Here is a 22,965-nt window from a genome sequence, read left to right on the forward strand (position 1 = left end):
ATCGTTCCATTAATATGCCATATCCCCTAGGTACTTTATACGCGACCTCACATTTGACCACTTCTGCCGCACCTTTTTTCCATCTGAATATCTGTTTTCCTTTGTAATGGTGACAACCAAAAAGGACGCCCAAAAGGGCGCCCTTGAATGGCATTAAGATTAGTAAGCCAGTGCGAACAAACCGTGAATATGAGCCAGGTAACGGATGTTACTTGCTTCTTTCATCATGGTTGCAGGCAGACCTTTCAGACGAGTCTGGTTGCCACCGATCATGCCGACAGCATCTTTACGACCCAGACTTCCCAGCGTACCGGAGAATACTGGTGTGAAGGATTCCATTGCGCCACCTTTGAACATAACGCCCAAGTTGTGACCAATAGTCTCACCCATTTGCCAAGCCAATTGTGCTGTTGGAGGGTAAGGGCGAGCGCCTTCGCTAGGGAAGACCACTGCGCTGTCACCAGCAACAAACACGTCTTTGTGAGAAGTAGATTGCAGAACTTCCGTAACTTTCGCACGGCCACGATCCACTTCAATTCCGCTGTTAGCAACAACAGCGTTGCCTTGTACGCCACCTGTCCATACGAGTGTGTTCGTAGGGATGGAGCTGCCGTCTTTCAGCAGAACTTCGTTTTCTTTCATCTCGGTAATCGCTACGCCAACGATGAAGTTAACGCCACGTTTCTCAAGACTTGATTTAGCACGCTCAACCAGCTCTGGCGGGAATCCTGCCAGGATGGAAGGACCTGCTTCAACTGTGTACAGGGATACTTCTTTGAAGTCGATGCCTTTTTCTTGACATACTGCAGGAAGCAGATCAGCGAATTCGCCAACAAGCTCAATACCTGTCAAGCCGCCGCCACCAATAACAAACGTAGCGTCTGCTTTGTTGCCGGACTGTTTGTAAGCATCAAGACGTGCTTCAACGTGTGCACGAATACGGTTTGCATCGCTAACCGATTTGAGCGTGAAGCTGTACTCTTGCAATCCCGGAATTCCGAAGAATGCCGTTTCGCTGCCCAAGGCAACGACAAGTGCATCGTAAGAGTATGTGGAGCCGCTGGTCATCAGAACTTTTTTCTCGTCCGGCTTGATTGTATCCACCGTATCGATTTTCAAGTTCACGTTTTTGCCACGCAGCAATTTTTCAAGTGGAAGAGCAACTGCTTGTTCAGCAATGCTTCCCGCTGCAAGACGGTGCAGTTCCGTGATAATTTGGTGTGTAGGGTAACGGTTCACGACAGTAATTGTCGCTTCTTCCGGAGACAAGTATTGACGCGCAGTCAATGCAGTCAACAGACCGCCGTATCCTCCACCCAAGATCAAAATTTGCTTCGACATATCCATCCTCCGTTCTTCTAAGTCTTAACGTTTCGGTTGTTGACGCTCGTTCAAGATGCTCAAGAAAGATTGAGCAAAACGAAGCGATTGTTGTACGTTTGGATCTTTAAGCATTTTCAGCATAGCGAACAAGCCAACTGAAGTTTGCTCTGTTTGCGCACGGTCATTGGCTTCGATGGCAGCAGAAGCTACACCTTTAGCTTTGTCTACAACAGGCTTAGCGAACTCGCCCATTGCGCTCATTGTGTCGCTGATCAGAACTTTGTCTGTTGCTACACTTTGTGCAAAGTCATAAGCTTTTGTCATAGCAGTAACCATTTCAGCCAATTTAGGCAGGTTCTCCACCAGAACGGTTAAAGACTCCTGTACCTCAGGCTTCATCAGTTGATCCAGAACGTCCAAGGACTGGCGCTCGGAAACGTTGGCACCTTCTGTAACTGGCACCTCTTGTTGAGTAGGCGATTGTGACATAAGAGAAAGTCCTCCTTTACTTTGGGATAGAAGTCCGCGACTTTCATGATGCCTGTCAAGCAGAGCCGAACCACAAAATACATCGAATACATTTAAATGTACCAAATTTCACACAATAGGATGAGCGTAGCTCATGGCCACTCCCATATCATGCATTGTATCTTGGATCTATTGCGGACAACATGTGTTGACGCACAAAACGACAAGCAGGCCGAAACCGAACTCTATACCCTTATATTACACCTCTTACACATGAACATGAAAAAGAAATTTTTTACACTTGTGAAGATATTGTGAACATTGTAACAAAATCGATTTTTTTGTCAACCCATTCAGGCAAGCTAACGCCGCCGATCCTCCTGTCCAAGATCCGTATTCCTACCACATGTGGTATTAAGACAAGATCACATATGACCAGATGTGCGATATGTACACAAGGAAGGATTTGTTTATCCAATTGTTCAGGAATTGTTTTCCAATATCACAATTTTCATGCAACGAAATTGGTCACTGTCGTTATTATGCAGCGTTGGGCTCGGCCTTATTCCATCATTGAGACATCTTTTCTATTTCAAGTATGAACCTCTTGCGTCACGAATGCAAAACTTGGAACAAAGCCATTGCGTTTAGAATGCGGACATCCCGGTTAATAAGGACTACACCAGAAACGAAGGAGATGTTCGATATGAGTAATTCAACTGGCGACAAAATCAAAGCAGGCGTAAATAAAGCCAAAGGCGAAGTGAAGGATCAGATCGGTAATGCAACCAACAACAGATCCCTTCAGGCTGAGGGTAAAAAAGACAAAGCCAAAGGTGCTGTACAGGATAAAATTGCCGACATTAAAAAAGATCATCACTAGATCCTTTTAATGTGAGGTCCAACAGCACGAAAATTTCGTGCAATAGATTATTTTAAAATAGCCTGACCGTCCGTGTTCGGAAGCTATCCGAAAATGAGACGGAGGCGCAAAAAAGCCAAGGAAGGTGTTACTCAATACACCCTTCCCTGGCTTTTTTTGTGCATTTTATACTGCTGGAACTGCGTATCTTGCCATATCGATAATGAAACTGCGCGTTTCCCTTGTTGTATGGTATTCACGGCTGAACTGTCTGACCCATTCGGGATGTTCCTGATACCAACGGAAGGTTTTTTCCAATCCCTTTTCCAACGTGGTTTGTGGTAACCAACCCAATTCCGCTCGCAATCTGCCTGAATGTACGACCAGACTCGACCCTCTGGACTGGGTTGGTTCTTGCTCCCGGATCTCTACAGCAGCTACGGATCGATCCATTGGTTTCAATATCTCCCCTATTTCCTGCATGGTTGTTCCAAGCCCTGTCGATATGTTGTAGACCTGTCCGTCTTTGCCTTTCAGCATGATCTGTTCAATGGCCCGGAGGGCATCATCTACATACAAGAAATCACGCACTGCCGATCCCTGGATATCCAGAGGCAGTCCGTCCAACATCCGACCAAAATTTCGGGGAATAATACGGTCTGGCAACTGCCATGGACCATAGAGGTTGGTCAAACGAAAGAGTTTGACTGGAAGCTGGTAACATTGAGCATAGGAGTGAGCCAGCATTTCACACGCGACTTTGGACGCGGAATAAGGAGAGACGGGTGCATACGGATCTGATTCATGATAGACTCTGCCCCAATCGCCGCCATACACTTCAACGGATGAAGCCAGCAAGACTGGAATGTGATGTTCTGTAGCATATTGCAGGATAGACTGTGTGCTGAGTGTATTATTGCGGAAAACTTCCCCTGGCTGATGATACGAATAATCCACGTGTGGCATGGCTGCCAGATGAATAATGTAATCTGTTCCTGGAGGTAGATGAATCCGGTCCGATGCAAGGTCACAACAGATGAACGGCATCTCGTGCAGAGGAGAGATATGAACCAGCCTCTGACAATAATCATCCCGATCCAGAAGGGTAATTCGATGCCCCTTTTGCGCCAAATACTGTGAAAGATTAAATCCCACAAATCCAGAAGCCCCTGTAATCACAATGTTCACACACGATTCCCCCTTGCGATTTATACAACGAGTGCATTGAAGAGAGTTTATGTACTGAGTATACCCTTAAAATGATACATTTTGTATCATTTTACAATTGTTTTTTGTTCGTCCTTGAGGTTATCGGGTAATTTATAGTGAGGTGATGTGAGATGAATGAACGGAAAAAGGACATAGAGACGTTATTCCTTCAGGATGACGGTGTAATTCCCAATCATCCGACCCTGCCTGTGCTTTTGTATAAGAATGTATGGGCTGAAGAGGCCCTTCACGCAGAATCGTTGCTGAACCGTAATGGATGGGGAAATAGCTGGTTGAATGGTGTGTTCAATTATCATCATTATCATAGTAATGCTCATGAGGCTCTTGCTGTGGTGAGTGGATTCGTGAAACTGATTTTAGGCGGAGAAAATGGTCAGAAAGTTTACCTTCAAACAGGCGACGTTGTCGTGCTTCCCGCTGGAACAGGGCATAAACGTCTGGAGTCCAGCACTGATTTTCGTATTGCCGGTGCTTATCCGGGCGGCATGAGTTACAACACACGCACAGGTGAGGAAGACGATCGTGCCAAGGCTCTTCAGGAAATCCGAGAAGTTCCGATCCCGGATACCGATCCGGTCTATGGGCAGCACGGACCGCTACTAGAAATCTGGAATGGGAAGAAATCATAATACAAATGAAGATCATTAAGATGAATGTTATTGGACAATGCACAAGCGAAGCTGGTTCAGTACTTAACGAGAAAAAATAGACTGTTCCCCGGAAAAGTAGGAGTTACTCACCGATGGAACAGTCTATTTAAGTGTTAAGTCTGAACAGCTGGTATCGGGAACTCTTCGTGATCATCTTACTATATGGGCAAGGAACTGCTCAAATCTTCCGTCTTATTTCAAACTTCGCGATCTCGTCGCTTGTTTTTCTATCCGTGCGTTTCAGCCTTATTCCCTTTCAGCGCTCGGCAAGCCGAATACTGTAATACCTCATTGCAAGTGGCTTTCCATCCATTTCAAGTTGGCCTTGCAGCACCAGTTGTCGTAGACGGTACTCCACGAACGCATCACTTATATGCTGGCTACTTGTACCAATCACTTCACCCACAATACGAGCTGCTCGGATATACTTGCCTGGCTCCCAGTTCGGTGTCAGTTCCCTCACCTTCTGCATAATGTACTCGTCCAACGCATCTTCAGTTAAGCTCCGAATCACGCCATTCTCCATCATACGTAATAGCCCAGGCTGTACCGAAAGTTCCAGCCAATCCTGTTCCAGTTGGCGGCGTTCTCCCTTGGACAGCGGCTCTTGCTCAGAGCAGACGTGCCACATCGCCAGAAGCTTTTCCGGAAGAATCTCGCCTGTGTGGAGCACATCGTATTGAACGTCAGGTCTATCAAATAATTGCTTATATAAGCCACTCGTTTCGATAAGATATATGGGACTCTCGGTGTTCCGCAATAGATACATGGCATAGAGTAGTCCCGTCTTCTCCCGTGCATTAATCGCATACCAGATAATGATCGACGTCTTGGAATCAAAGGACTGTATTGTGGCGTTAAGCTCAAATAATGCTTCCAGTTCATGCATGCCATATGCCTCACGGTCATTGAGACACATTCGTTCGGTCAGCCAGAGATGCCTGCGTTGCAAGTCTGCACGCCGGGTCAGATCACCTAACGGCCCTACCGCATAATTATCATCTATAGAAAAAAAACTCCGTTTTTCCTGATCAGGTAATGTACTCATTCCCATTTTCAGACTACTCAGAGGTGATTCTCCAAACGTAATATGAATTTCATTTGGCTTGTCGACCTCCGAGAGAGCTTGTTGTTCCAGACGCCCCAGATCAAAAGGGATATCCATATTCCGAAACAGTGACTGTACCGCTTCCGCAAAATCCACCTTTTCGCCTTGCTCTTCCTGCCGCTTGACCACTTGTGCTGATTTCATATAGAGCACACGCAGTACTGAACGAAGTTCATCTTCACTCATACGATTTATCGTTCGGCTGAATGCATAGATATTATCATTCATGCTGGGTCCTCCTTCGAGCTAACGAGATTACTGAAATCCTATATCTTCGCACTGATCATTCTTTTATTCATGAGGAAATCGATTTTCCAGCGGGTTGATTCAGATCATGTAGATCTTCACCATCTGACGATGACCGGGTAAAGTGTCGCTCCAGTTTGCGGCTTGCCCACAGGGATACCGCAATAAACAGCAATACGCCTACCCAGCGTATTGGGTGCTCCAGAAATTGTTCCACATTGGAACCGATATACGTAACAGAGAAGATCATGATCGCTTTACCACAGCCCACCGCAAGCAGGAAAGATAATAATCGCATTCGCGCGATACCTGCCGCCACATTAATAATGACAAACGGACCTACCGGGAAGATACTCAGCAGGAAAACATAACCGAACGCATTCCTCCGAATCCATATCATGCTGCGCTGCACACGGGGTTTGCGTGCCCATCGCTCTACAAAAGCGGATTTCCCGATCTCCCGTACGATCAGGAATGTAACGGTACAACCGAGGACCATACCGATCCATGAATATATAAATCCTGCCCACAGACCGTATACCGCACCGTTCACGCCCACAATCAACAGCGTTGGAAGCGGCGGTACAAATGATTTCATAAACGTAAGCAAAATTCCCGGTAACGGGCCCAGGGAGCGAAACTTCTCCAGCCAGAAACGAATATTTTCTTCCGTAATATATGACATAATGTCCAATGCTGCCGGGGTCATCTGCATCCATCCAATCTATACAGTCTAAGTTCTCAGGTTTGATGTTCACTATACATTTCATCATTCATATAGATGATGAAGCTTCTTAAGCAACTCCCTCCCAGTATAACGTACATCTTCGATGAACACCGTTGTCAATTTGAAGAAATTATTGCACAGCAAACTCACTCCCCACCCAAATCAAAATTAAATCAAAAAAGCACACCTCGACCTCTGTGGTCTTGGTGTGCTCTTCATATCGAAACCCCGATTCCATCTTCGGGGGCATTTATCCTTCTTCCAGCTGCGCTTCCTGCATGGCCAGTTCAATCAATTCTGCCTGATGGGCAGCATTCCATTCGGGAATACCGGAACGCATGAACTCTTCGGCATCCATCGCTGCTTTGGACTGGTTGCACAGATTACAGGCGCAGACACAGTTGAGCGGAGTGGTATGTCCACCTTTGGCACGCGGCAATAGATGGTCAATCGTATCTCCATACGATCCACAGAAGTAACAAGTGTAGTGATCCCGGGTTAAAATATACCGCTTGAAATCCTTGTTGCTGAACAATCGGCGAATCGTGTACCGATTGACCACCACAGCAGCTTTTTCCTTCACCAGCGTGACCGCAAGCTCCATGTCCACTTCCTGATGCCAGCGTCTGCCCTTATCCGTCTTCCCCCTCATCCGTACCATACCTTGCCGGTTGGTCCGGAGCGAAGCCGGATCTTCCGGATCGATGGCTACCGGGGCCGACGGGGTCTGGCGGCGGGGACGGCCATCCGTGCCAGCCCCGTGACTGCGGCTGGCATGCGCGGGTCGCTGCCCGGATGTACCGCGGGCAGCGTCTTCGCCGCTCGCCTTGGGCGCACGCTCTTTGCGCGCCTGGCGCGGCTTGGACCCTGGCGAGCCAGGCTGGCGCACGGGCGCAGGAGGCCCTGCCTCCGCAGCAGCCCCCGGCGCTTGCCCAGGCTCGCGCCCGGTGGCGGCAGGCTGTGCCTCCGCCGCCGTAGGTGCAGCGACCGTGGTGGCATCGCCACGGTCGCTCAGGGCCGGCGCATGGGCCTCAGCAGCTACGCTGCGGGCCTGCCCTGCGCCGGGCGCGAGCGCGGCAACACGCTTGCGGCGCCGCTTGCGCTTGCGTTTGGCTGCGGTCGGTTGATCCGCAGCCATGGGCTCTGCTGCCGGGCCTTGCGGCTCAGCCGGCAGCAGAGCCTGGTGGGCCGCCGCAGCTTGCTCCGCGGCCTGCACTGCAGCGGTTGCTCGCTCGCCAGCCCGCTGTGCACTGCCTTTTTCATTCGCAGCAGCATGCCCCTGCGAATGCCCTTCTTCCCCACGCCAATGCTCACCTAGCTGTGGCTTATCTCCTACCTCACCCGCCAAACCATCATGCTCCAGACTTGTCTCTCTCAGCTCATTGCCCGTCATGCTCTCTGATCGCTTGCTCTTCCTCCGTCTTCTCCTCTTCTTCCGTATACCCGAAGAAGAGGGTGGCGAAGCCACCAACTCAGCGCGTTCATCGTCATTCGAAGAACTTGAGTCTACTGATGGTTGAGACACCAGAATTCTGTCAGACTCAGCCAACGTAGCAGATCCTTGCTCCATACCATGGGAGATACGACCTGCCTCATTTCTTGCAGATGCAAAGGGTCTGGCAGTAACAGCACGTGTCTCCAAGCCATCCCGTTGATGCTCGATCCGTTCATTCGTTCGTCCGCTCACGCTTGAACCTGACTCGTGGTCAGCCTGTCCACCAAGCTGGCGACAGCTGCGGCAGGCTCCACGCCTGGCTCCGGGACCTGCCCGCTTTCCGGTTCTGCGCCGGAATTCGGACATCGGCCGCTGTTGTCCGCAATACACACACGTTTTGCTCAGTCGCGCTTCTTGTTCCGTCTTTCCTTGCCGGAAAGGGGCTGGACCCGTCTCCATGTTGTCACCTCGGTTCCGTATGAATCCGGTTTCTTTCTATTGTATCACATCTGCTCGTGAACACCCTCATGGCCATAGGCCTGATAATCTTTTGAGTTGTACTCCTGTGTCTGTTCACTGCATTCGTGAAGAATGTGTTCCACATATTCCAATATATCCTGCATCGGTCTCCCGCATTTTTCGCATGTTGTCATTATATTCACCTTAATCCTGTTATCCATAATGTATTATCGTTCCGCCTTATGATTACCCCTCTTACATGAAAAAGAAACACTCGTTCCCCATATTACACATATCTGCATACATCAAAAAAACCGCTTCCTGCTCTCCCCTAAGGTCGACCAAGAAACGGTTTATTATTCCTGTGTTGGAAATGTATCTTAACGAACGTCCAATTGCCCCGAGTTCTGTTGTGGGACGAGACGTGGTTTGGGTTTTGGCAGATTGCCAAAAATGACCCATGCATATGGAACAAACCTTGCCGTCAATCCAACGACGATCCACGAAGCGATTAGAGCTACACCGAATCCTCCGGCATACCATAGATGCACTAACCACGATACTCCTGTTTGAGGTGGATAATTCCGATACACCAGCAGGAAGAATGGATGAATCAGATAGATGCCAAAGGACAATGCCCCAAGCCGATTCAGCGGCTTGACGATGAGTGACGGCCCTTTGCGATAGAGCAGATAGGCAATCTGGATAAGCACCAGCGCACAAGCAAAGGTATGCACATTCCAGAAGAATTCATACCACAGTGTGTTATACGTTGCGATCTTCAGACGCAGCAGGTAATAGATATACACATGGCCAAGCCCAGCAATGATCCATACCGCCCAGAGCAGAATCCATGAAGCTACGCGTCCTTTGGTTGCATTGGCTCGACTGATGACAAACCATTGCTTGATTTTAGGGAAGTACACTCCGATAAAAGCACCCAGCATGAAATAGGAAAAGTAGGAGAACGCCCAGCTTCCCTTATTGGGTACCTGGAATCCATATTTATTACTTACGATGAATGCCCATTGAATCAATAGTCCAATCGGAACTGACCATTTCACCACAGAAGGATATTTCTTAAGCAACCATAACACCAATGGGAATAACAGATAAAATTGCATGTTAATAAACACAAAGTACAGATGTGTATAGGCCTTACCTGTAAACAATTTCGTGATAAAACTTACTGCCGATTCGCCGAAAGGTCGGCCCTGATAATGCGTGAAATGCAGCAACACAAAATACATCAATGAAAACAGAAAATACGGAAGCAAAATATACACAAATCTTTTCTTGTAGAAGTTACTCACGAGTTTCTTATCCAGTGGACGGGAATAATAGTTATAGAACAGTACGAAACTGCTCATAAAAATAAAGGTTGGCGTACCATATTTCATAAAGATATTAATAAAGTTGTACAGCCAGTAGTAGCCTGAGCCCGTCATGTCCACCGTCGCGTAGGACGTAGAATGCACGCTGAGTACGCCGATAATTGCCAGGGCACGCACCAGATTCAGTTCTGGAATTCGCTCTCTTTTCAGTGTTTCACTCATTTTAAAGTTTCTCCTTAATGTGTTCGTCAATATGTCAGATATGACTTAATACAATAAAGCTCTCTATCTATTAAAAGCCATAATGCTTAAGATGGATAGTCCATTTTCTTAACAATTCCTAAATTTTCAACACATTTCACACTATTTTCATGTCTATATATGTAAAAAAGACCGCGAGTACGCGGTCTGTGGAACATCCTGCTCTCAACCAAATGAATATTGGATCAACCGGATGAGAATGGTAAATCTGGGTTTGGGCATCATCCCACCCCTGACTGAGTCTACTTCCCACGACTCGCCATAATCTGTTTATACACGTCAATAGCTGCCTGTCTCGATGCCTTCAGATCAACAATGGCATCCTTGCGCGGCTGATGGATGTCCTTGCTATGCAGATCCTTCAATTCAGGCAACCACTTGCGAATATAATCACCTTGCGGATCATACTTCTCGGATTGTGTTACCGGATTGTTCACGCGAAAATACGGAGCCGCATTCTCCCCAAGCGAGGCACACCATAACCAGTTACCTCGGTTTTGAATGTTATCATAGTCACGCAGCTTGCGCCTGAAATAAGCTTCGCCCAAGGTGAATGGGCATTGCAGGTTTTTGGTGAGAAACATCGCCGTGAGAATTCGCAGCCGGTTTGGCATATGTCCGGTTTCATTCAGTTCCGTCATCGCTGCATCAATAATCGGAATGCCTGTCTCCGCCTTGCACCACCGTTCAAAGTAATCATCATGGAGAGCCGAGAGATCGTACACCTTTTCATATGTAAAATAGTGACTCTCATAGACCGCTCGATACAGATAGAAGTCGCGGAAGCACAACTGCCTGATCCATTCCCCAGCCTCAGCCGTGCGACTCGCCGCATCATACATTTTGCGAATGGATACAGCTCCCACAGCTACGTAAGAACTGAGATGACTCGGCTCGTACGCCTCATATTCATCCCGATGATCCCCGTATTCAGCAATTCGATCCGACAAAAATTGATCCAACAGCAGATGCGGGTCCTCGTCATTCGAACCACTGTCCTCCAGCAACTCCGGAGGTACCTGCATTGCATCCGGCCATTCAATCTGACGATCACTCACCTTCAACGCTGCAACCGTTGTTGCCGAAGGAGGGTTGGGATGTTCATTCATGAATTCCACCCACCGCCGATGGAAAGCCGCAAATACCTTATATGGTTCCGACTTGCTTGTAAAATTGGTAAATCCATTCAGATCCATCAGCAGATGATCCGTCAGTTGTGTGAACGAAACCTCGTGCGCCTCACTAACTTTGCGTATGGCCCTATCCCGCTCGATTGCATATGGCGTCATGTCCCGATGGACCACAATCTCGTTAATCTCACCTTTGAATTCGTTCAGGATGAACTCAACCACTTCAGCCGGTTTGCCATAAGCAACATGCAGTTTTCGTTTGACTTCAAGATACTGTCTGCCTAAATCCGCTGCGTGCTGCCTGAAATTCACACCGCTGTGTTCCTTCTCTCGGCCTTGCCGCAGGAGGAATGAATCATAGATGAGAACATGCACGCTCTCTTCTTGGTGTTCCCGCAAATAATCAAATGCGGCCAGATCATCCGTACGCAAATCTTTGCGGTGTATGAATAGCTTCATGCTCACCCTCCTGTCTGAACTTACATTACATACGTTTATTTATCCGTCAGGTTTTGATATAACCTGCTTGTTTCGGGCTCCGGCTGATACCCCAGATCCTCATTTAATGTCAATGTAAATAAATGATACAAACGAAGTATGCCTTGCTGATCATCCATGGATGCATACACTTCCATCATGAGTCGACAGATCTCTTCCGAATAAGGCTCCCGTTCCTGTAATATCGTTAATTGCTCAATCGCTTCCTTGCCGCGACCATGCTCCATGTCCCATCTCGCGATATCCATAACTAGCGCTGTATACTTGCGTCTGAGTTCCCTTGCTTTGGCCTGTGCCCAACGATAATCATGCTCTTCCAGATAATCGCCACGATAAAGCGGAACCATATGCCTCAAGTCATCGACATTGTCGGATGTGATGACATGGTAAACCATGGATTTTTCAAATTGATCCACATCACTTACCAGATTGCCTGATAACAGACGATAACGGTTCATATTGTACTCCAGCTTGCCTGTCATGTTCCATTCCTTAAGCAGCTTTCGAATCTGGTACACGGAAGTATGTAGATGGGTTAATCCCTTTTCCTGGGAAACATCACCCCATAGCTTATCCAGCAGAATCTCCTTGCTTACCCATTCTTCCCTGTGATGAAACAAAAAAGCAAACAATTCCTGTGATTTGGTTGTGCGCCACTTATGTTTCTTGGCACCCTGATCTAAACTTCTGTAGATATCCAGATGTTTGAACGTAAGCAGCCCCGGAACCTCAGTATCCAACTCCACAGGTACGGGTTCCGATCCCTGTACCTCGGCGGTGGCTGCAACTTGAGAATTATGCGACATTATGCCCGCGATTCGATCAACGGTTTTTGTCAATCGGGTCGAGCTGACCGGTTTCAGTACATAATCCAGTGCATGCAGCTCAAATGCTTCCACTGCATGGTCCGCATAAGCCGTAACAAAGATAATACGAATACTCTGATCCAATTGCTGTATATATTCAGCCGCTTCCAGGCCATTCATCTCCGGCATTCCAATGTCCAAAAATACAACATCTACACGTTCCTTTGCCAGAAAATGCAGACCATCACGAGCTGTTGAAAAACATTGCACGGGTGTAATTCGTCCGTCCGTTCGTAGTAGTCGTTCCAGATGAAGCTGCGCTGGCTTCTCATCATCGATCACAATGGCTCTCACCGTTCTTTCAGCCTCCTGCCATGAAAGATTCAATAGGAATACCGATTTTATCGGCACCCCCTAGTCTGTTAACCATAATTGCTTCACTCGGCACACTAATTGGAATAATCCACCTTTTGCACGGGGATACGGAATCGGATCTGCGTGCCTTTACCCACATGGCTATGAATCTCCAGCCCCTGACCATAGAGAGACATCAGGCGACGGTTTATATTTTGCAGCCCCACACCTCCCGGACCTTCGGTACGCCCAGACTTGACCTGAGCCATACGCTCAGGAGGGATACCTACACCATCATCCTGGACCTGTACGACTACATGCTCGCTCTCATGGAAAATTCTAAGATGAACTGTCCCGCCGGCTGCCCGCTCCATCACGCCGTGACGAATGGCGTTCTCCACAAGAGGCTGAATACTGAGAGGTGGCAGATACAGATGTACGTCCGATTCCACCTCATACTCAACCACCAGTCTTTCCTCAAATCTCGCCTGTTCCAGATGCACATAAGACTCCACCAATTCCAGCTCTTTGGTCAAAGGAACAAGCTGCTCCCTGTTCTGGAAGTCAAAACTTCCGCGCAGGTAATGACTCAATTCAATCAGCAGATCGGTTGCTTTGTCCGGATTCACTGCACAGGTTGCGATAATAACATTGAGTGCATTATATAGAAAGTGTGGCTTGATCTGGGCCTGCAAAAAGGCCATTTCCGTCCGAATAGCTTCCTGTACTGAGCTCCGCATCTCAATTAACGTCCGAACCCGGGCACGCAATTCACCGGCATCCACCGGTTTGCTCAGGAAGTCATTGGCTCCCGCCTGGAATCCGTGTTTGATATCCTCAGGCAACCCGCGAGCGGTCAGCATCAGAATCGGTAACTCTGACAGGGAACTGTGCTCGCGCAGTTTGCGACATAACTCAAGCCCGGACATCTTAGGCATCATCCAGTCCGTAATAACAAGATCAATGGACGGGAACTCCTCACGGAGTTTCAACGCAGTGGACCCGCTGTCCGCTGCAATCACACGATACCGCTCCGTCGATAAAAGGTTAAGCAATACCTGTCGATTCACGGGGTCATCGTCCACAATCAAAATCGTATACTCCGCTTCCGTAAGATCATCCTGCTCATCTGACTCTCTTGTAACAAGCTCCTTCGCCCCTGCCCCCTGTGCAGCAACATATCGGGCGGCAGCTGGTTTCGAATGAGTTTGCAGCAGCGGCATCTTCATAACAGGCAGGGTGAAATGAAAGGTCGAACCTTGCCCCGGCTCCGATTCAACCCAGATCTCACCACCGCCAAGCTCAACGAGTTTTCGCGTAATACTCAGACCCAGTCCGGTTCCATTATTCAATCGCTCAATCGTGCCGTTACTCTGCTCATACGCCTGGAAGATATCCTCCTGTTTGTCCAAGGCAATGCCCACCCCTGTATCAGCGACCGATACCTTCACCCAATCCCCTTCAACACTGGCGTACAATCGAATCTCACCCTGCTCAGTATACTTATAGGCGTTACCCAGCAAGTTATACAGAACTTGCCTTAGGCGATCTTCGTCTGCCTCAACAAGAGGCAAGGACTGGGGCCATTGTTGAATCAATATAACCGGCTTGTCCTCAAACGTGAAACCCGAGACTTCAACCACAGTACGAGCAACGGATTCCAGATCAACAGCTACCCGTTTTAACTCGATCTCACTATTTTTTAATTTGGCAAAATCCAAAATGTCGTTAACCAGCAGTGAAAGGCGCTTGCCGGTTGAAGTAATCATGGAGAGATTTTTGGCTTGCTTGGGCGTGACTGCTCCAGCTGCCCCTTCCAGCATGGATTGTGCAATATTAATGATCCCATGTAGGGGCGTTCGTAACTCATGAGACGTATTCGCCATGAACTCGTCCTTCAGGCTGTCAATGGCCAGCAAACGCTCCGACAGGGCTTCCACGTCTCGGAATGATTGTGCAAAGCGGATTGCGGTCACAATCATCTGGGCAAATACAAATAATAAAAGTTCAATCAGCGCAAAGAACGCTGTGTCTAGGGTAGTGAACGCACCAAGCGTATATAACACAACAACCATGAGTATGCTCATCATACTCACGAGTGCAAAGTGGCTGTCATTCGGTCGTCCTTTCAACCAATAGAAAATGGCTCGCAGCGTATAGAACATGACAACAAGCGAGATCAGCAACATGGGAAGCTCAAGAGACGAGAAAAGCGTCGGAGGGAGCGTAATACCCACAATGGTCTGGGTAATAATTAGCACGACAGCCAGACGAACAAACCACTGATGAACTGCTCCTGGCACACGGGCATCCATATACCGAAGCAAAAAGTAATAGGCAAAGGCTGAACTAAGGAGCTGAATCCGAAGTATCTCATTATTGGTCAAGAACGGTACAAACGTACCCAGTAACTTCTCCCCATGTGTAAGAGCGTATACCGCACCAGAAAGGCTGAATAATCCGAGAAAACGAAGCTCCTTCTCCGTACGTCGTAATCTGAACAGAAGTAGAAAAAAGGCGGCTGGCAAGATAAAACCAAATAAGGCCATCAGATCCCTGAGCCAATCTTGTTGCTGACTTTTCAGAATACTATGCTCGTCTCCAAACAAAATGGGCGCTACTATGCCCCCGGACGAGTAACTATAATTTGATACTTGAATGATAATGTCAGCCGTATTGCCCTCAATGGACGTGAATCCTGTAAAGGGCAGATTTAATTGTATATCTGTTGCCCTAGTCTTTCCTGGCAGGCCTTTGCCACCAATCTCTTTCCCATCGATAAATACCCGGTGGGCCATGCGTATATTCTGCGTGCGTATACCATAATCATTTTTCATCGTCCGGGGTGTAAGCTGGACTTGCAAATGATAGGTTCCATACCCATGGGCCTGCCCCAAAGATTTGTTCCATCGGGCCGGAACTTGAGTGCCAGAGGAAGCCGGCAATGGCTTGCGACCGGATACACTTGCTTCAATATCTGCCGGGCTCAGCAACTGCCCAGGGTAGAAATCCCAGATACCCTTTAGAGACGCTGCACCCTTGCGATCAAAGTCCCATTGGGTCAGGTCAATTTTCCCATCTGTAGCCTGGGGGTTAATCCGCTCGCTAATTAACGTCTGGGCGATCCAACCCAGTGGAACAATGACAATACATATGAAGCTTATGGTCAGCATAATCCAGTGTTTTCTCATCTATGTATTCCTTCCATCCACAATGGCGAGAGACGTCTAATTTTGTCGATTTATCACTATAATTCATGTTACACGTTTCTGGTGCTCACGGAAATAGTTTCCGTATCATAATCGGTCAAATTCGTTATAATTTGAAGGATTTCTATCTTTTCCGCCAGCTCTTGGTACACCAAGGAACCCCAGGCCGAATTTCACCGGAATGAACGGGCGAAATGGCCTGGGGTTGATTGAATGAAGATTTATTTAACAACTTGGGTAAGCTTCTGAACGATTCCGGCCCATCCTTGTTCCATACGTTCGCGTACGATAGCATGAGCCTGTCCAAACTCGGTTAGTTTATCCGCATCCCAACCGGTGTGAATCAGTGTGAAATCCGTACCTTCGGGCTGTTCATTCAGTTGGAACGTCAACGTCCAGTCCTTACCCCAGCGAAATGAAAGCTTGTGTAGCGGAAGAACTTCTGTCACCTGACAGGGTGATTGGCCGAAGGGGCCTGCTTCCAATATGAACTCGTGACCTTCCACGGGTTCCAGATTGCCTGGCATGAACCAGGTTCTCAGTCCCTGCTCGGTCGAGACCATCTCCCACACTTTCTCTACAGGTGCATGGAGCATAAGTTCCTGCCGGATATCTGGCAGTGCACTTGATGATGAATCCATTCGAATCACCTCCTTATACATTTCATTTCGTATAACTACCCGAATAGAAGTTGACCTCCGCTTTATCCCCACCCTATAATTGGAACATATTACATAAAAGGTGCGTGATTCCTATGATAGTCTGCTCTGAAAAATCCAATTCCAACCGTTGCCGGAAGGGATAATCCTGCTCATTCCCCTTCCACGTTTTCATTTTAATACATTTACATGTGGGGGACACCTATACTATGTCATTCAGTTATTACGGTCCATTATGCACCGCCGTTTATGATCTCACGAAACCTGTGGGGCACTCCTTGGGAGGAGACATTGAATTCTATCGCCATTATCTTCAGCGCTGCAATGGACGTATCCTTGAAGCCATGTCAGGATCAGGCCGAGTGCTCATTCCTTTGCTTGAAGCAGGCTTGAAGGTGGATGGAATTGATTATTCAATGGATATGATTGACTCTTGCCGTTCTCGTTGTATGGAGCGGGCATTACCCATGCCTGAGCTATTCGTTGCCGATCTGGAGAAGCTTGACCTTCCATATCGATACGAGGCAATTATCATTCCCGGAGGTTCTCAGCTCCTCATCCAAGACAGACAGGCGTCGATTAACGCATTACGTAATCTATTTCAGCATTTGGAACCCGGCGGCAGGCTCGTGTTTGATCTGTTTCTGCCCGATGTGACACAATCCTCTTCTGTAGAAACATCAACCGTTTCATTACCCGATGGTGATACGATCACGGTAGAAGTGAAAACCATTGAAGTGAACCTTCTACACCAATATAAAGTAAGTCTGATTCGCTACGAACAATGGCATCAGGGTGCTCTTGTTGCTACGGAGCTGCAACAACTCACCTTGCGTTGGTACGGCATAGAAGAGTTACGCCTAATTCTCGAACACATTGGTTTCTCTGACATTAAAGTGTACGCCGATTTCAACCCGGATCAACCACCCACGCAGTCGAATTAAAAATTCGTATATGAAGCGACTCGAAGAGCGTAGTCATCCGTAATCGGATGGATATGATTCTCAATATCCAAAATCAGGCCACAGCATGAGGTTTAACCCATGCTGTGGCCTATTTTACTATATAAAATTTGCACTAACATTTACACGAAAACGAAGAGGACAGAAATAACTTGAAGAAGCGAAGCTACAAGCTTTCTGCAAGAAAGCTACATCGAAAGCATACACTTCGCCTTTATCCTCAGATCGGAAGGTTATTCTGTCATCGGAGTGGCAAGTGTAAGTATAATTTGGAGCAGATTAGTATCCACGAGAATATTGCTCTGCAATGGCAGCTTGATCCTTGCTGACACCCAGTTCCAGAGCCGCATGGTTCGCCCAGTACGGGTCACGCAGCATGCCTCTACCAACAGCGACCAGATCTGCATCGCCGTTGCCAATAACCGCCTGAGCCAATGCTGCATCCTCCAGCATACCCACTGCGATTACAGGAACGTTCAGTTCTTCACGGAAACGACGGGCAAATGGTACCTGATACCCCGGATAGTTCCCCGGTTTCCGCTGTCCCGAAGGACCTTCGCCACCTGAACTGATATGGAACATGTCCACGCCTGCATCTTGGTAGGCACGAGCGATATTGATGGTGTGGTCGATATCGTATCCACCATCCGCGTATTCTACAGCCGAAATCCGCAAAATCAGCGGCATATCTGCTGGCATTTCTTTTTTCACTGCACGAATGACTTCAACGCCAAAACGGGACAGATCCTGCCCATATACATCCTCACGATGGTTCATCAGCGGGGAATGGAACTGGTGGATCAGGTATCCATGTGCACCGTGCAGCTCAATGGTATCGACTCCAGCCTGCACTGCGCGGCGAACACCGTCTGCGAACTTTTGCACCATAGCTTCTACTTCTTTCGTACTTAACGCGCGTGGTTCCTTGTACTTTTCTCCCGGGAATGTAACTACCGATGGGGCAACCGGCTGCGGAGCATCCTCTGCTTTTCGTCCTGCATGTGCGATCTGAATACCTACTTTGGAGCCGTAGGCATGGATTCCATCTACAAGTTTGGTGAAGGCAGGCACATGCTCATCTGACCATATACCCAAGTCATTATCGGTAATACGTCCATCCGGATCTACATCGGTCATCTCAATTACAATCAGTCCTGTTCCTCCAACCGCACGGCTCACATAGTGAACCTGATGCCAATCGTTTGGAATGCCGTCCTTCGCAGTGACAGAATATTGGCACATTGGTGCCATGACGACACGGTTATTTAATTGCAGGCTCTTGAATTGATAGGGCGAAAATAATTGTTCAGTCATTAATGTTACATCTCCTGTTCCATGATCATGATATATATGAAGCCTTACTTATTTGTCTAAGTCCGAAAACAGTTTTCCGTTCTTGCCGTAATTGTCCTTCTCCAAATCCTCAATGAAGATAAAGACTTTGCTCGGATCAACATCCAGTGTCTCACAAGCCACCTGAGTCATACGTTCAATCAACTGACGTTTCTGCTCGACCGACTTGCCTTCCAGTACCTTAACCGTGATAAATGGCATGTCTTGAACACATCCTTTCTGCATCATTTATTATGAACCTCAGTTATAGAAATACAAGTACGTACATTTTTGTGACCTAGTACCCTTTTTGATACCTAGAAATCCTCATATTTCGGTTCTGCCCCATTCTGGAAATGACTGCAAAACATGATATGATAACCGTAGAGAACCACAATAATTACTATACCCAATTTACATAAGTTGTGACTAACGGTTACACGATAACGGAGAGGGCAGAAATAACCTGTAGAAGCGGAGCTAAAAGCTTTCTGCAAGAAAGCTGCATCGAAAGCATACGCTATCCTCAGATTTTCACCTTTGTAAAAGTGGATCAAAAAATCTGGGGATAACAGCGATCAGAAGGTTATTTTGGCCTCGTAGTGGATCAGTGTAAAACAAGTAGTTCAACTTATATACTACTCAAGCTAGGGAGCGATAATAGATGAAAGATATTTTAATTCAAAGACTGAGTACTTATGTTCAGATGGATACCCAATCCGATGAAAATAGCGAGACATGCCCTTCCACACCCGGCCAACTAGCCTTGGGCAAACTGCTCGTTGAGGAATGTACCTCCATTGGTCTGCAAGATGTGACGATGGATGAGAATGGTTATGTCATGGCTACACTGCCATCCAATACCGACAAGGATGTTCCTGTAATTGGTTTCCTGGCTCACCTCGATACAGCCACCGACTTTACTGGCAAAAATGTCAAACCACAGGTTATTGATAACTATGACGGTGCTGACATTGTGCTGAACTCGGAACTGGATGTCGTACTGTCCAACAAGGATTTCCCGGAACTGCACGAGTATAAAGGCCATACGCTGATCACAACCGATGGTACAACGTTGCTTGGTGCTGACAATAAGGCAGGCATTGCCGAGATCATGACGGCGATGGCCTATCTGATTGAACACCCGGAAGTGAAACACGGTAAGATTCGGGTTGCTTTTACCCCGGATGAAGAGATTGGCCGTGGACCACACAAGTTTGACGTAGCTGCTTTTGGAGCCAAATATGCGTACACAGTTGATGGCGGACCACTTGGCGAGCTGGAATACGAGAGCTTTAACGCAGCTGCCGCCAAAATTACCGTACGAGGCACCAATGTGCATCCCGGAACAGCGAAGGATAAGATGGTGAACTCCCTGAAAATTGCGATGGAATTGAATCGACGCCTGCCTGTGGAGGAAGCTCCTGAATTCACGGACGGTTACGATGGCTTCTACCATCTGTTGTCTCTGGAGGGTGACGTTGAGCTGACAAAGATGAGTTACATCATCCGTGATTTCGACCGGGCGAAGTTTGAAGAGCGCAAAACAAATCTATTGAATATCGCGAACGAACTGAAGACCAAGTACGGAGAGAAAAGCATCACGGTTGAATTGAATGACCAGTACTATAACATGCGCGAGAAAATTGAACCCGTACGCCAGATCGTCGACATTGCTCATGAAGCCATGACCCGACTGGACATCGAACCTGTTATTCGCCCCATTCGGGGAGGAACAGATGGTTCCCAGCTATCCTATATGGGCATGCCAACACCAAATATCTTCACTGGTGGTGAGAACTACCACGGCAAATTCGAGTATGTATCGGTAGACAATATGGTGAAAGCAACCCGTGTCATTGTAGAGATCGCTCAATTGTTTGAGCAACACGGAGATATCTAATCCACTTGAAGTGCAGAGCAAAAAGAGCACCCCTCGGTATATTCGGGAGGGTGCTCTTTGTTGTGCCGTATTGTATTTTATTGTGTCGCGTCATGTCGCTTAGATATGCAGGCTTGATCTTTATTTTAAAATCCCATCACTCATATATATTGCCTCCTGCGATGACACGCAACTGTTCCAGATCACAGATCACTAGCTTCCGCTGCACTTTGCGAATAATATCTCGATTACACAGATCTTGAACAACTCTATTAAGATGTCTATAGCTGGTGCCCAGCATATCGGCCAGTTCGGTGAGCTTGGAGGTCTGGATCTCTTCCGAAGAAGACTCGTCCTGGCCCATTGTGGACAACAGATAGCTGGCAAATCGGCTCTCGACCGGATATAACATATTCAGACTCGACAGGTTGGAAAAGGTATACAATTTATGCGTAACTTGACTCAGCATAAAGTGGAGAAACTTAGGGTTCTCTGCATACGTATTCTGGAGAGCGCGATAGCTGATACCCAGCAGCAGGCTTTTGCTCACAGACTCTACCGTATTCATAGCCTCCTTGCCATTTACCAGTTCCAAATCTCCCACGAGCGCCAGTGGTGTACTGAAACGAAGCAACAGAGACTTGCCGTTAGGCAGGGTGGTATAGATCTTGAGCTTGCCCTGCACGAGAAAATACAACCGCTCGGGTCGTTCACCTTTGGCACATATCATCTCGCCCTTTGCAGCCTCAAGTAGTCGCAACTCAGCGAGTGCAGGCTCGTCCAGCACCTGATCCAACCCATGCTCACGGGCAAGTTGCCGCACAAGCCCAAAGTCCATAATTTCTTTCATTCCGACTTCCCTCCGTTGTCGTATATAACGTATGTAAAAGGACATATGTCCCATAATTGATATACATTCGTACAAATATCTTGATATAAAAATAGTTACAACTAACACTTATATCCAATAAATCATTTTAGATGGGAAATATTTTAAAATTTAATCATAAAATGTTCATTCTTTCATGCAAAATGCCGTTCACGAAAAGCCGTCTCCGTCCGATGAAAGATAGAGCATTCCATAGATCGTTAAAAATAATACATTCAAATATTGAAAGGATGGTCCTCTTCCATGAACGTTGTAGATGCCCTGCTTAAAGTAATGCCTTATATCAGCCTGATCCTCAGAGAACCAGCTAGTTTAACTCTTTACGATCACGAAAAAGTATTAGATGTCATTATGACAGATAAATTTGATCTTGGTTTTGAAAAAGGAATGTCACTCTTGGAATCGTATCAGAACTTTGCCATCTTAAAAAACGGAAGAGAAGCTACTCTCGCTACTCTCTCCAAGGAAGTTTATGGTATCGAACTGGATATTTTGAACATTCCGATCTTTGATGATCACCAGAAAGTTGTTGCTGTTTTCTGTGTATCTTACGACCAGTCTAACCAGAACCAACTTGAAGACATTATACAAGAAAATCAAACCATCAATGGTAACCTCGTTGATATGGTGCAACATGTCGCCGCTCATGCCGAAGAATTGCAAGCTACCAGTGAGCAGATCTTGCAGAACACAAGACTTGCTGTTCAGAACTCTTCCCAAATCAACAAAGTAGCCGGGTTCATTCGTGAAATCTCTGAGCAAACCAACTTGCTTGGCCTGAATGCCGCTATTGAAGCCGCTCGTGTTGGTGAAGCTGGTGCCGGCTTCGGTGTGGTTGCTTCCGAAGTACGCAAACTCTCTGTGGATGCCAAACAAGCTACAAGTGACATCGATACCAGTCTGAGAGATGTACAACAAGTCATCAAACAGATGGAAGTTGAAGTCTCCCAGATTGCAGCCTCTTCACAGGAACAAGCTACGCTTGTATCCTCCTTTACGGATGTAATTGAGCAGCTTAATGAAACAGGGGAGCGAATGAAAGCTCTGTCTGAACAACTGATCAGCTATTCCGTTAAAAATTAATCAAAATATATCTTTGATGAACTTTGGCTAGTGCAAAGATACATTTTATATGCAACAA

19 protein-coding genes are annotated in these 22,965 nt (G+C 47.2%); 5 read left to right on the forward strand and 14 right to left on the reverse strand.

The window, feature by feature from the left end:
• Positions 1–159 precede the first annotated feature (159 nt).
• Both EL84_RS04640 and EL84_RS04645 read right to left on the reverse strand, forming a co-directional pair.
• Entirely contained in the window at positions 160–1,341 is a 1,182-nt protein-coding gene (locus EL84_RS04640; protein ID WP_036606574.1) for an NAD(P)/FAD-dependent oxidoreductase, read from the reverse strand.
• Positions 1,342–1,365: 24 nt separating this feature from the next.
• Positions 1,366–1,812 (reverse strand): DUF1641 domain-containing protein, encoded by a 447-nt coding sequence (locus EL84_RS04645; RefSeq protein ID WP_017691658.1) that lies wholly within the window; start codon positions 1,810–1,812, stop codon positions 1,366–1,368.
• Positions 1,813–2,497: 685 nt separating this feature from the next.
• Between EL84_RS04645 and EL84_RS31175 the strand changes: the two genes are divergently transcribed.
• Complete coding sequence (locus tag EL84_RS31175; RefSeq protein ID WP_074092719.1) at positions 2,498–2,674, forward strand: CsbD family protein; 177 nt, start codon at positions 2,498–2,500, stop codon at positions 2,672–2,674.
• 165 nt (positions 2,675–2,839) lie between these two features.
• Here the strand turns inward: EL84_RS31175 and EL84_RS04650 are convergent, their stop codons facing one another.
• A complete protein-coding gene (locus EL84_RS04650; RefSeq protein ID WP_200868488.1) occupies positions 2,840–3,841 on the reverse strand; it encodes an NAD-dependent epimerase/dehydratase family protein in 1,002 nt (333 codons plus the stop codon).
• 152 nt (positions 3,842–3,993) lie between these two features.
• Here EL84_RS04650 and EL84_RS04655 point away from each other — a divergent pair, with 152 nt between their 5' ends.
• The gene (locus EL84_RS04655; protein WP_047840874.1) at positions 3,994–4,512 is read left to right on the forward strand and encodes a cupin domain-containing protein; all 519 of its coding nucleotides are present in this window, start codon (positions 3,994–3,996) and stop codon (positions 4,510–4,512) included.
• A 277-nt stretch (positions 4,513–4,789) separates the two neighbouring features.
• On the opposite strand, the gene EL84_RS04660 is transcribed toward EL84_RS04655, so the two are convergent.
• The 8 genes from EL84_RS04660 to EL84_RS04695 all read right to left on the reverse strand — a co-directional run bounded on the left by EL84_RS04660 (position 4,790) and on the right by EL84_RS04695 (position 16,741).
• Positions 4,790–5,869, reverse strand: a complete 1,080-nt coding sequence (locus tag EL84_RS04660; protein WP_047840875.1) for a DUF1835 domain-containing protein — start codon at positions 5,867–5,869, stop codon at positions 4,790–4,792.
• 67 nt (positions 5,870–5,936) lie between these two features.
• A complete protein-coding gene (locus EL84_RS04665) occupies positions 5,937–6,596 on the reverse strand; it encodes a TVP38/TMEM64 family protein (RefSeq protein ID WP_082218851.1) in 660 nt (219 codons plus the stop codon).
• A 268-nt stretch (positions 6,597–6,864) separates the two neighbouring features.
• Positions 6,865–8,508, reverse strand: coding sequence for an HNH endonuclease (locus EL84_RS33035; RefSeq protein WP_414855708.1), 1,644 nt, complete (start codon positions 8,506–8,508; stop codon positions 6,865–6,867).
• A gap of 380 nt (positions 8,509–8,888) precedes the next feature.
• On the reverse strand, positions 8,889–10,064 hold the full coding sequence (locus tag EL84_RS04675; protein WP_047840877.1) for an acyltransferase: 1,176 nt from the start codon (positions 10,062–10,064) through the stop codon (positions 8,889–8,891).
• Positions 10,065–10,345: 281 nt separating this feature from the next.
• Entirely contained in the window at positions 10,346–11,692 is a 1,347-nt protein-coding gene (locus EL84_RS04680) for a cryptochrome/photolyase family protein (RefSeq protein ID WP_047840878.1), read from the reverse strand.
• A gap of 35 nt (positions 11,693–11,727) precedes the next feature.
• Positions 11,728–12,891, reverse strand: coding sequence for a response regulator (locus EL84_RS04685; RefSeq protein ID WP_047840879.1), 1,164 nt, complete (start codon positions 12,889–12,891; stop codon positions 11,728–11,730).
• A gap of 95 nt (positions 12,892–12,986) precedes the next feature.
• Complete coding sequence (locus EL84_RS04690) at positions 12,987–16,082, reverse strand: ATP-binding protein (RefSeq protein ID WP_047840880.1); 3,096 nt, start codon at positions 16,080–16,082, stop codon at positions 12,987–12,989.
• A gap of 239 nt (positions 16,083–16,321) precedes the next feature.
• On the reverse strand, positions 16,322–16,741 hold the full coding sequence (locus tag EL84_RS04695; protein ID WP_047840881.1) for an SRPBCC family protein: 420 nt from the start codon (positions 16,739–16,741) through the stop codon (positions 16,322–16,324).
• A gap of 227 nt (positions 16,742–16,968) precedes the next feature.
• Between EL84_RS04695 and EL84_RS04700 the strand changes: the two genes are divergently transcribed.
• Positions 16,969–17,703: a class I SAM-dependent methyltransferase gene (locus EL84_RS04700; RefSeq protein WP_047840882.1), complete on the forward strand. Its 735-nt coding sequence runs from the start codon at positions 16,969–16,971 to the stop codon at positions 17,701–17,703.
• Positions 17,704–18,000: 297 nt separating this feature from the next.
• Here EL84_RS04700 and EL84_RS04705 read toward each other — a convergent pair whose 3' ends face one another.
• Positions 18,001–19,035, reverse strand: a complete 1,035-nt coding sequence (locus tag EL84_RS04705) for an NADH:flavin oxidoreductase/NADH oxidase (protein ID WP_047840883.1) — start codon at positions 19,033–19,035, stop codon at positions 18,001–18,003.
• 48 nt (positions 19,036–19,083) lie between these two features.
• Positions 19,084–19,275 (reverse strand): tautomerase family protein, encoded by a 192-nt coding sequence (locus tag EL84_RS04710; protein WP_017691642.1) that lies wholly within the window; start codon positions 19,273–19,275, stop codon positions 19,084–19,086.
• Positions 19,276–19,717: 442 nt separating this feature from the next.
• On the opposite strand from EL84_RS04710, the gene pepT reads away from it, so the two are divergent.
• Entirely contained in the window at positions 19,718–20,956 is a 1,239-nt protein-coding gene (gene pepT / locus EL84_RS04715) for a peptidase T (RefSeq protein WP_047840884.1), read from the forward strand.
• 136 nt (positions 20,957–21,092) lie between these two features.
• Here the strand turns inward: pepT and EL84_RS04720 are convergent, their stop codons facing one another.
• Complete coding sequence (locus EL84_RS04720) at positions 21,093–21,785, reverse strand: Crp/Fnr family transcriptional regulator (protein WP_047840885.1); 693 nt, start codon at positions 21,783–21,785, stop codon at positions 21,093–21,095.
• A gap of 663 nt (positions 21,786–22,448) precedes the next feature.
• Here EL84_RS04720 and EL84_RS33040 point away from each other — a divergent pair.
• Positions 22,449–22,907 (forward strand): methyl-accepting chemotaxis protein, encoded by a 459-nt coding sequence (locus EL84_RS33040; RefSeq protein WP_223200021.1) that lies wholly within the window; start codon positions 22,449–22,451, stop codon positions 22,905–22,907.
• Positions 22,908–22,965 lie beyond the last annotated feature (58 nt).

Source organism: Paenibacillus sp. VT-400, assembly GCF_001029205.1.
In the GTDB taxonomy this organism is placed as follows: domain Bacteria; phylum Bacillota; class Bacilli; order Paenibacillales; family Paenibacillaceae; genus Paenibacillus; species Paenibacillus amylolyticus.

What these genes read in the sequence shown, in the direction of transcription:
- EL84_RS04640 (WP_036606574.1), bottom strand. Translation starts at nt 1,341, where the DNA reads ATGTCGAAGCAAATTTTGATCTTGGGTGGAGGATACGGCGGTCTGTTG.
- EL84_RS04645 (WP_017691658.1), bottom strand. Translation starts at nt 1,812, where the DNA reads ATGTCACAATCGCCTACTCAACAAGAGGTGCCAGTTACAGAAGGTGCC.
- EL84_RS31175 (WP_074092719.1), top strand. Translation starts at nt 2,498, where the DNA reads ATGAGTAATTCAACTGGCGACAAAATCAAAGCAGGCGTAAATAAAGCC.
- EL84_RS04655 (WP_047840874.1), top strand. Translation starts at nt 3,994, where the DNA reads ATGAATGAACGGAAAAAGGACATAGAGACGTTATTCCTTCAGGATGAC.
- EL84_RS04660 (WP_047840875.1), bottom strand. Translation starts at nt 5,869, where the DNA reads ATGAATGATAATATCTATGCATTCAGCCGAACGATAAATCGTATGAGT.
- EL84_RS04665 (WP_082218851.1), bottom strand. Translation starts at nt 6,596, where the DNA reads ATGACCCCGGCAGCATTGGACATTATGTCATATATTACGGAAGAAAAT.
- EL84_RS33035 (WP_414855708.1), bottom strand. Translation starts at nt 8,508, where the DNA reads ATGGAGACGGGTCCAGCCCCTTTCCGGCAAGGAAAGACGGAACAAGAA.
- EL84_RS04675 (WP_047840877.1), bottom strand. Translation starts at nt 10,064, where the DNA reads ATGAGTGAAACACTGAAAAGAGAGCGAATTCCAGAACTGAATCTGGTG.
- EL84_RS04680 (WP_047840878.1), bottom strand. Translation starts at nt 11,692, where the DNA reads ATGAAGCTATTCATACACCGCAAAGATTTGCGTACGGATGATCTGGCC.
- EL84_RS04690 (WP_047840880.1), bottom strand. Translation starts at nt 16,082, where the DNA reads ATGAGAAAACACTGGATTATGCTGACCATAAGCTTCATATGTATTGTC.
- EL84_RS04695 (WP_047840881.1), bottom strand. Translation starts at nt 16,741, where the DNA reads ATGGATTCATCATCAAGTGCACTGCCAGATATCCGGCAGGAACTTATG.
- EL84_RS04700 (WP_047840882.1), top strand. Translation starts at nt 16,969, where the DNA reads ATGTCATTCAGTTATTACGGTCCATTATGCACCGCCGTTTATGATCTC.
- EL84_RS04705 (WP_047840883.1), bottom strand. Translation starts at nt 19,035, where the DNA reads ATGACTGAACAATTATTTTCGCCCTATCAATTCAAGAGCCTGCAATTA.
- EL84_RS04710 (WP_017691642.1), bottom strand. Translation starts at nt 19,275, where the DNA reads ATGCCATTTATCACGGTTAAGGTACTGGAAGGCAAGTCGGTCGAGCAG.
- pepT (WP_047840884.1), top strand. Translation starts at nt 19,718, where the DNA reads ATGAAAGATATTTTAATTCAAAGACTGAGTACTTATGTTCAGATGGAT.
- EL84_RS04720 (WP_047840885.1), bottom strand. Translation starts at nt 21,785, where the DNA reads ATGAAAGAAATTATGGACTTTGGGCTTGTGCGGCAACTTGCCCGTGAG.
- EL84_RS33040 (WP_223200021.1), top strand. Translation starts at nt 22,449, where the DNA reads ATGGTGCAACATGTCGCCGCTCATGCCGAAGAATTGCAAGCTACCAGT.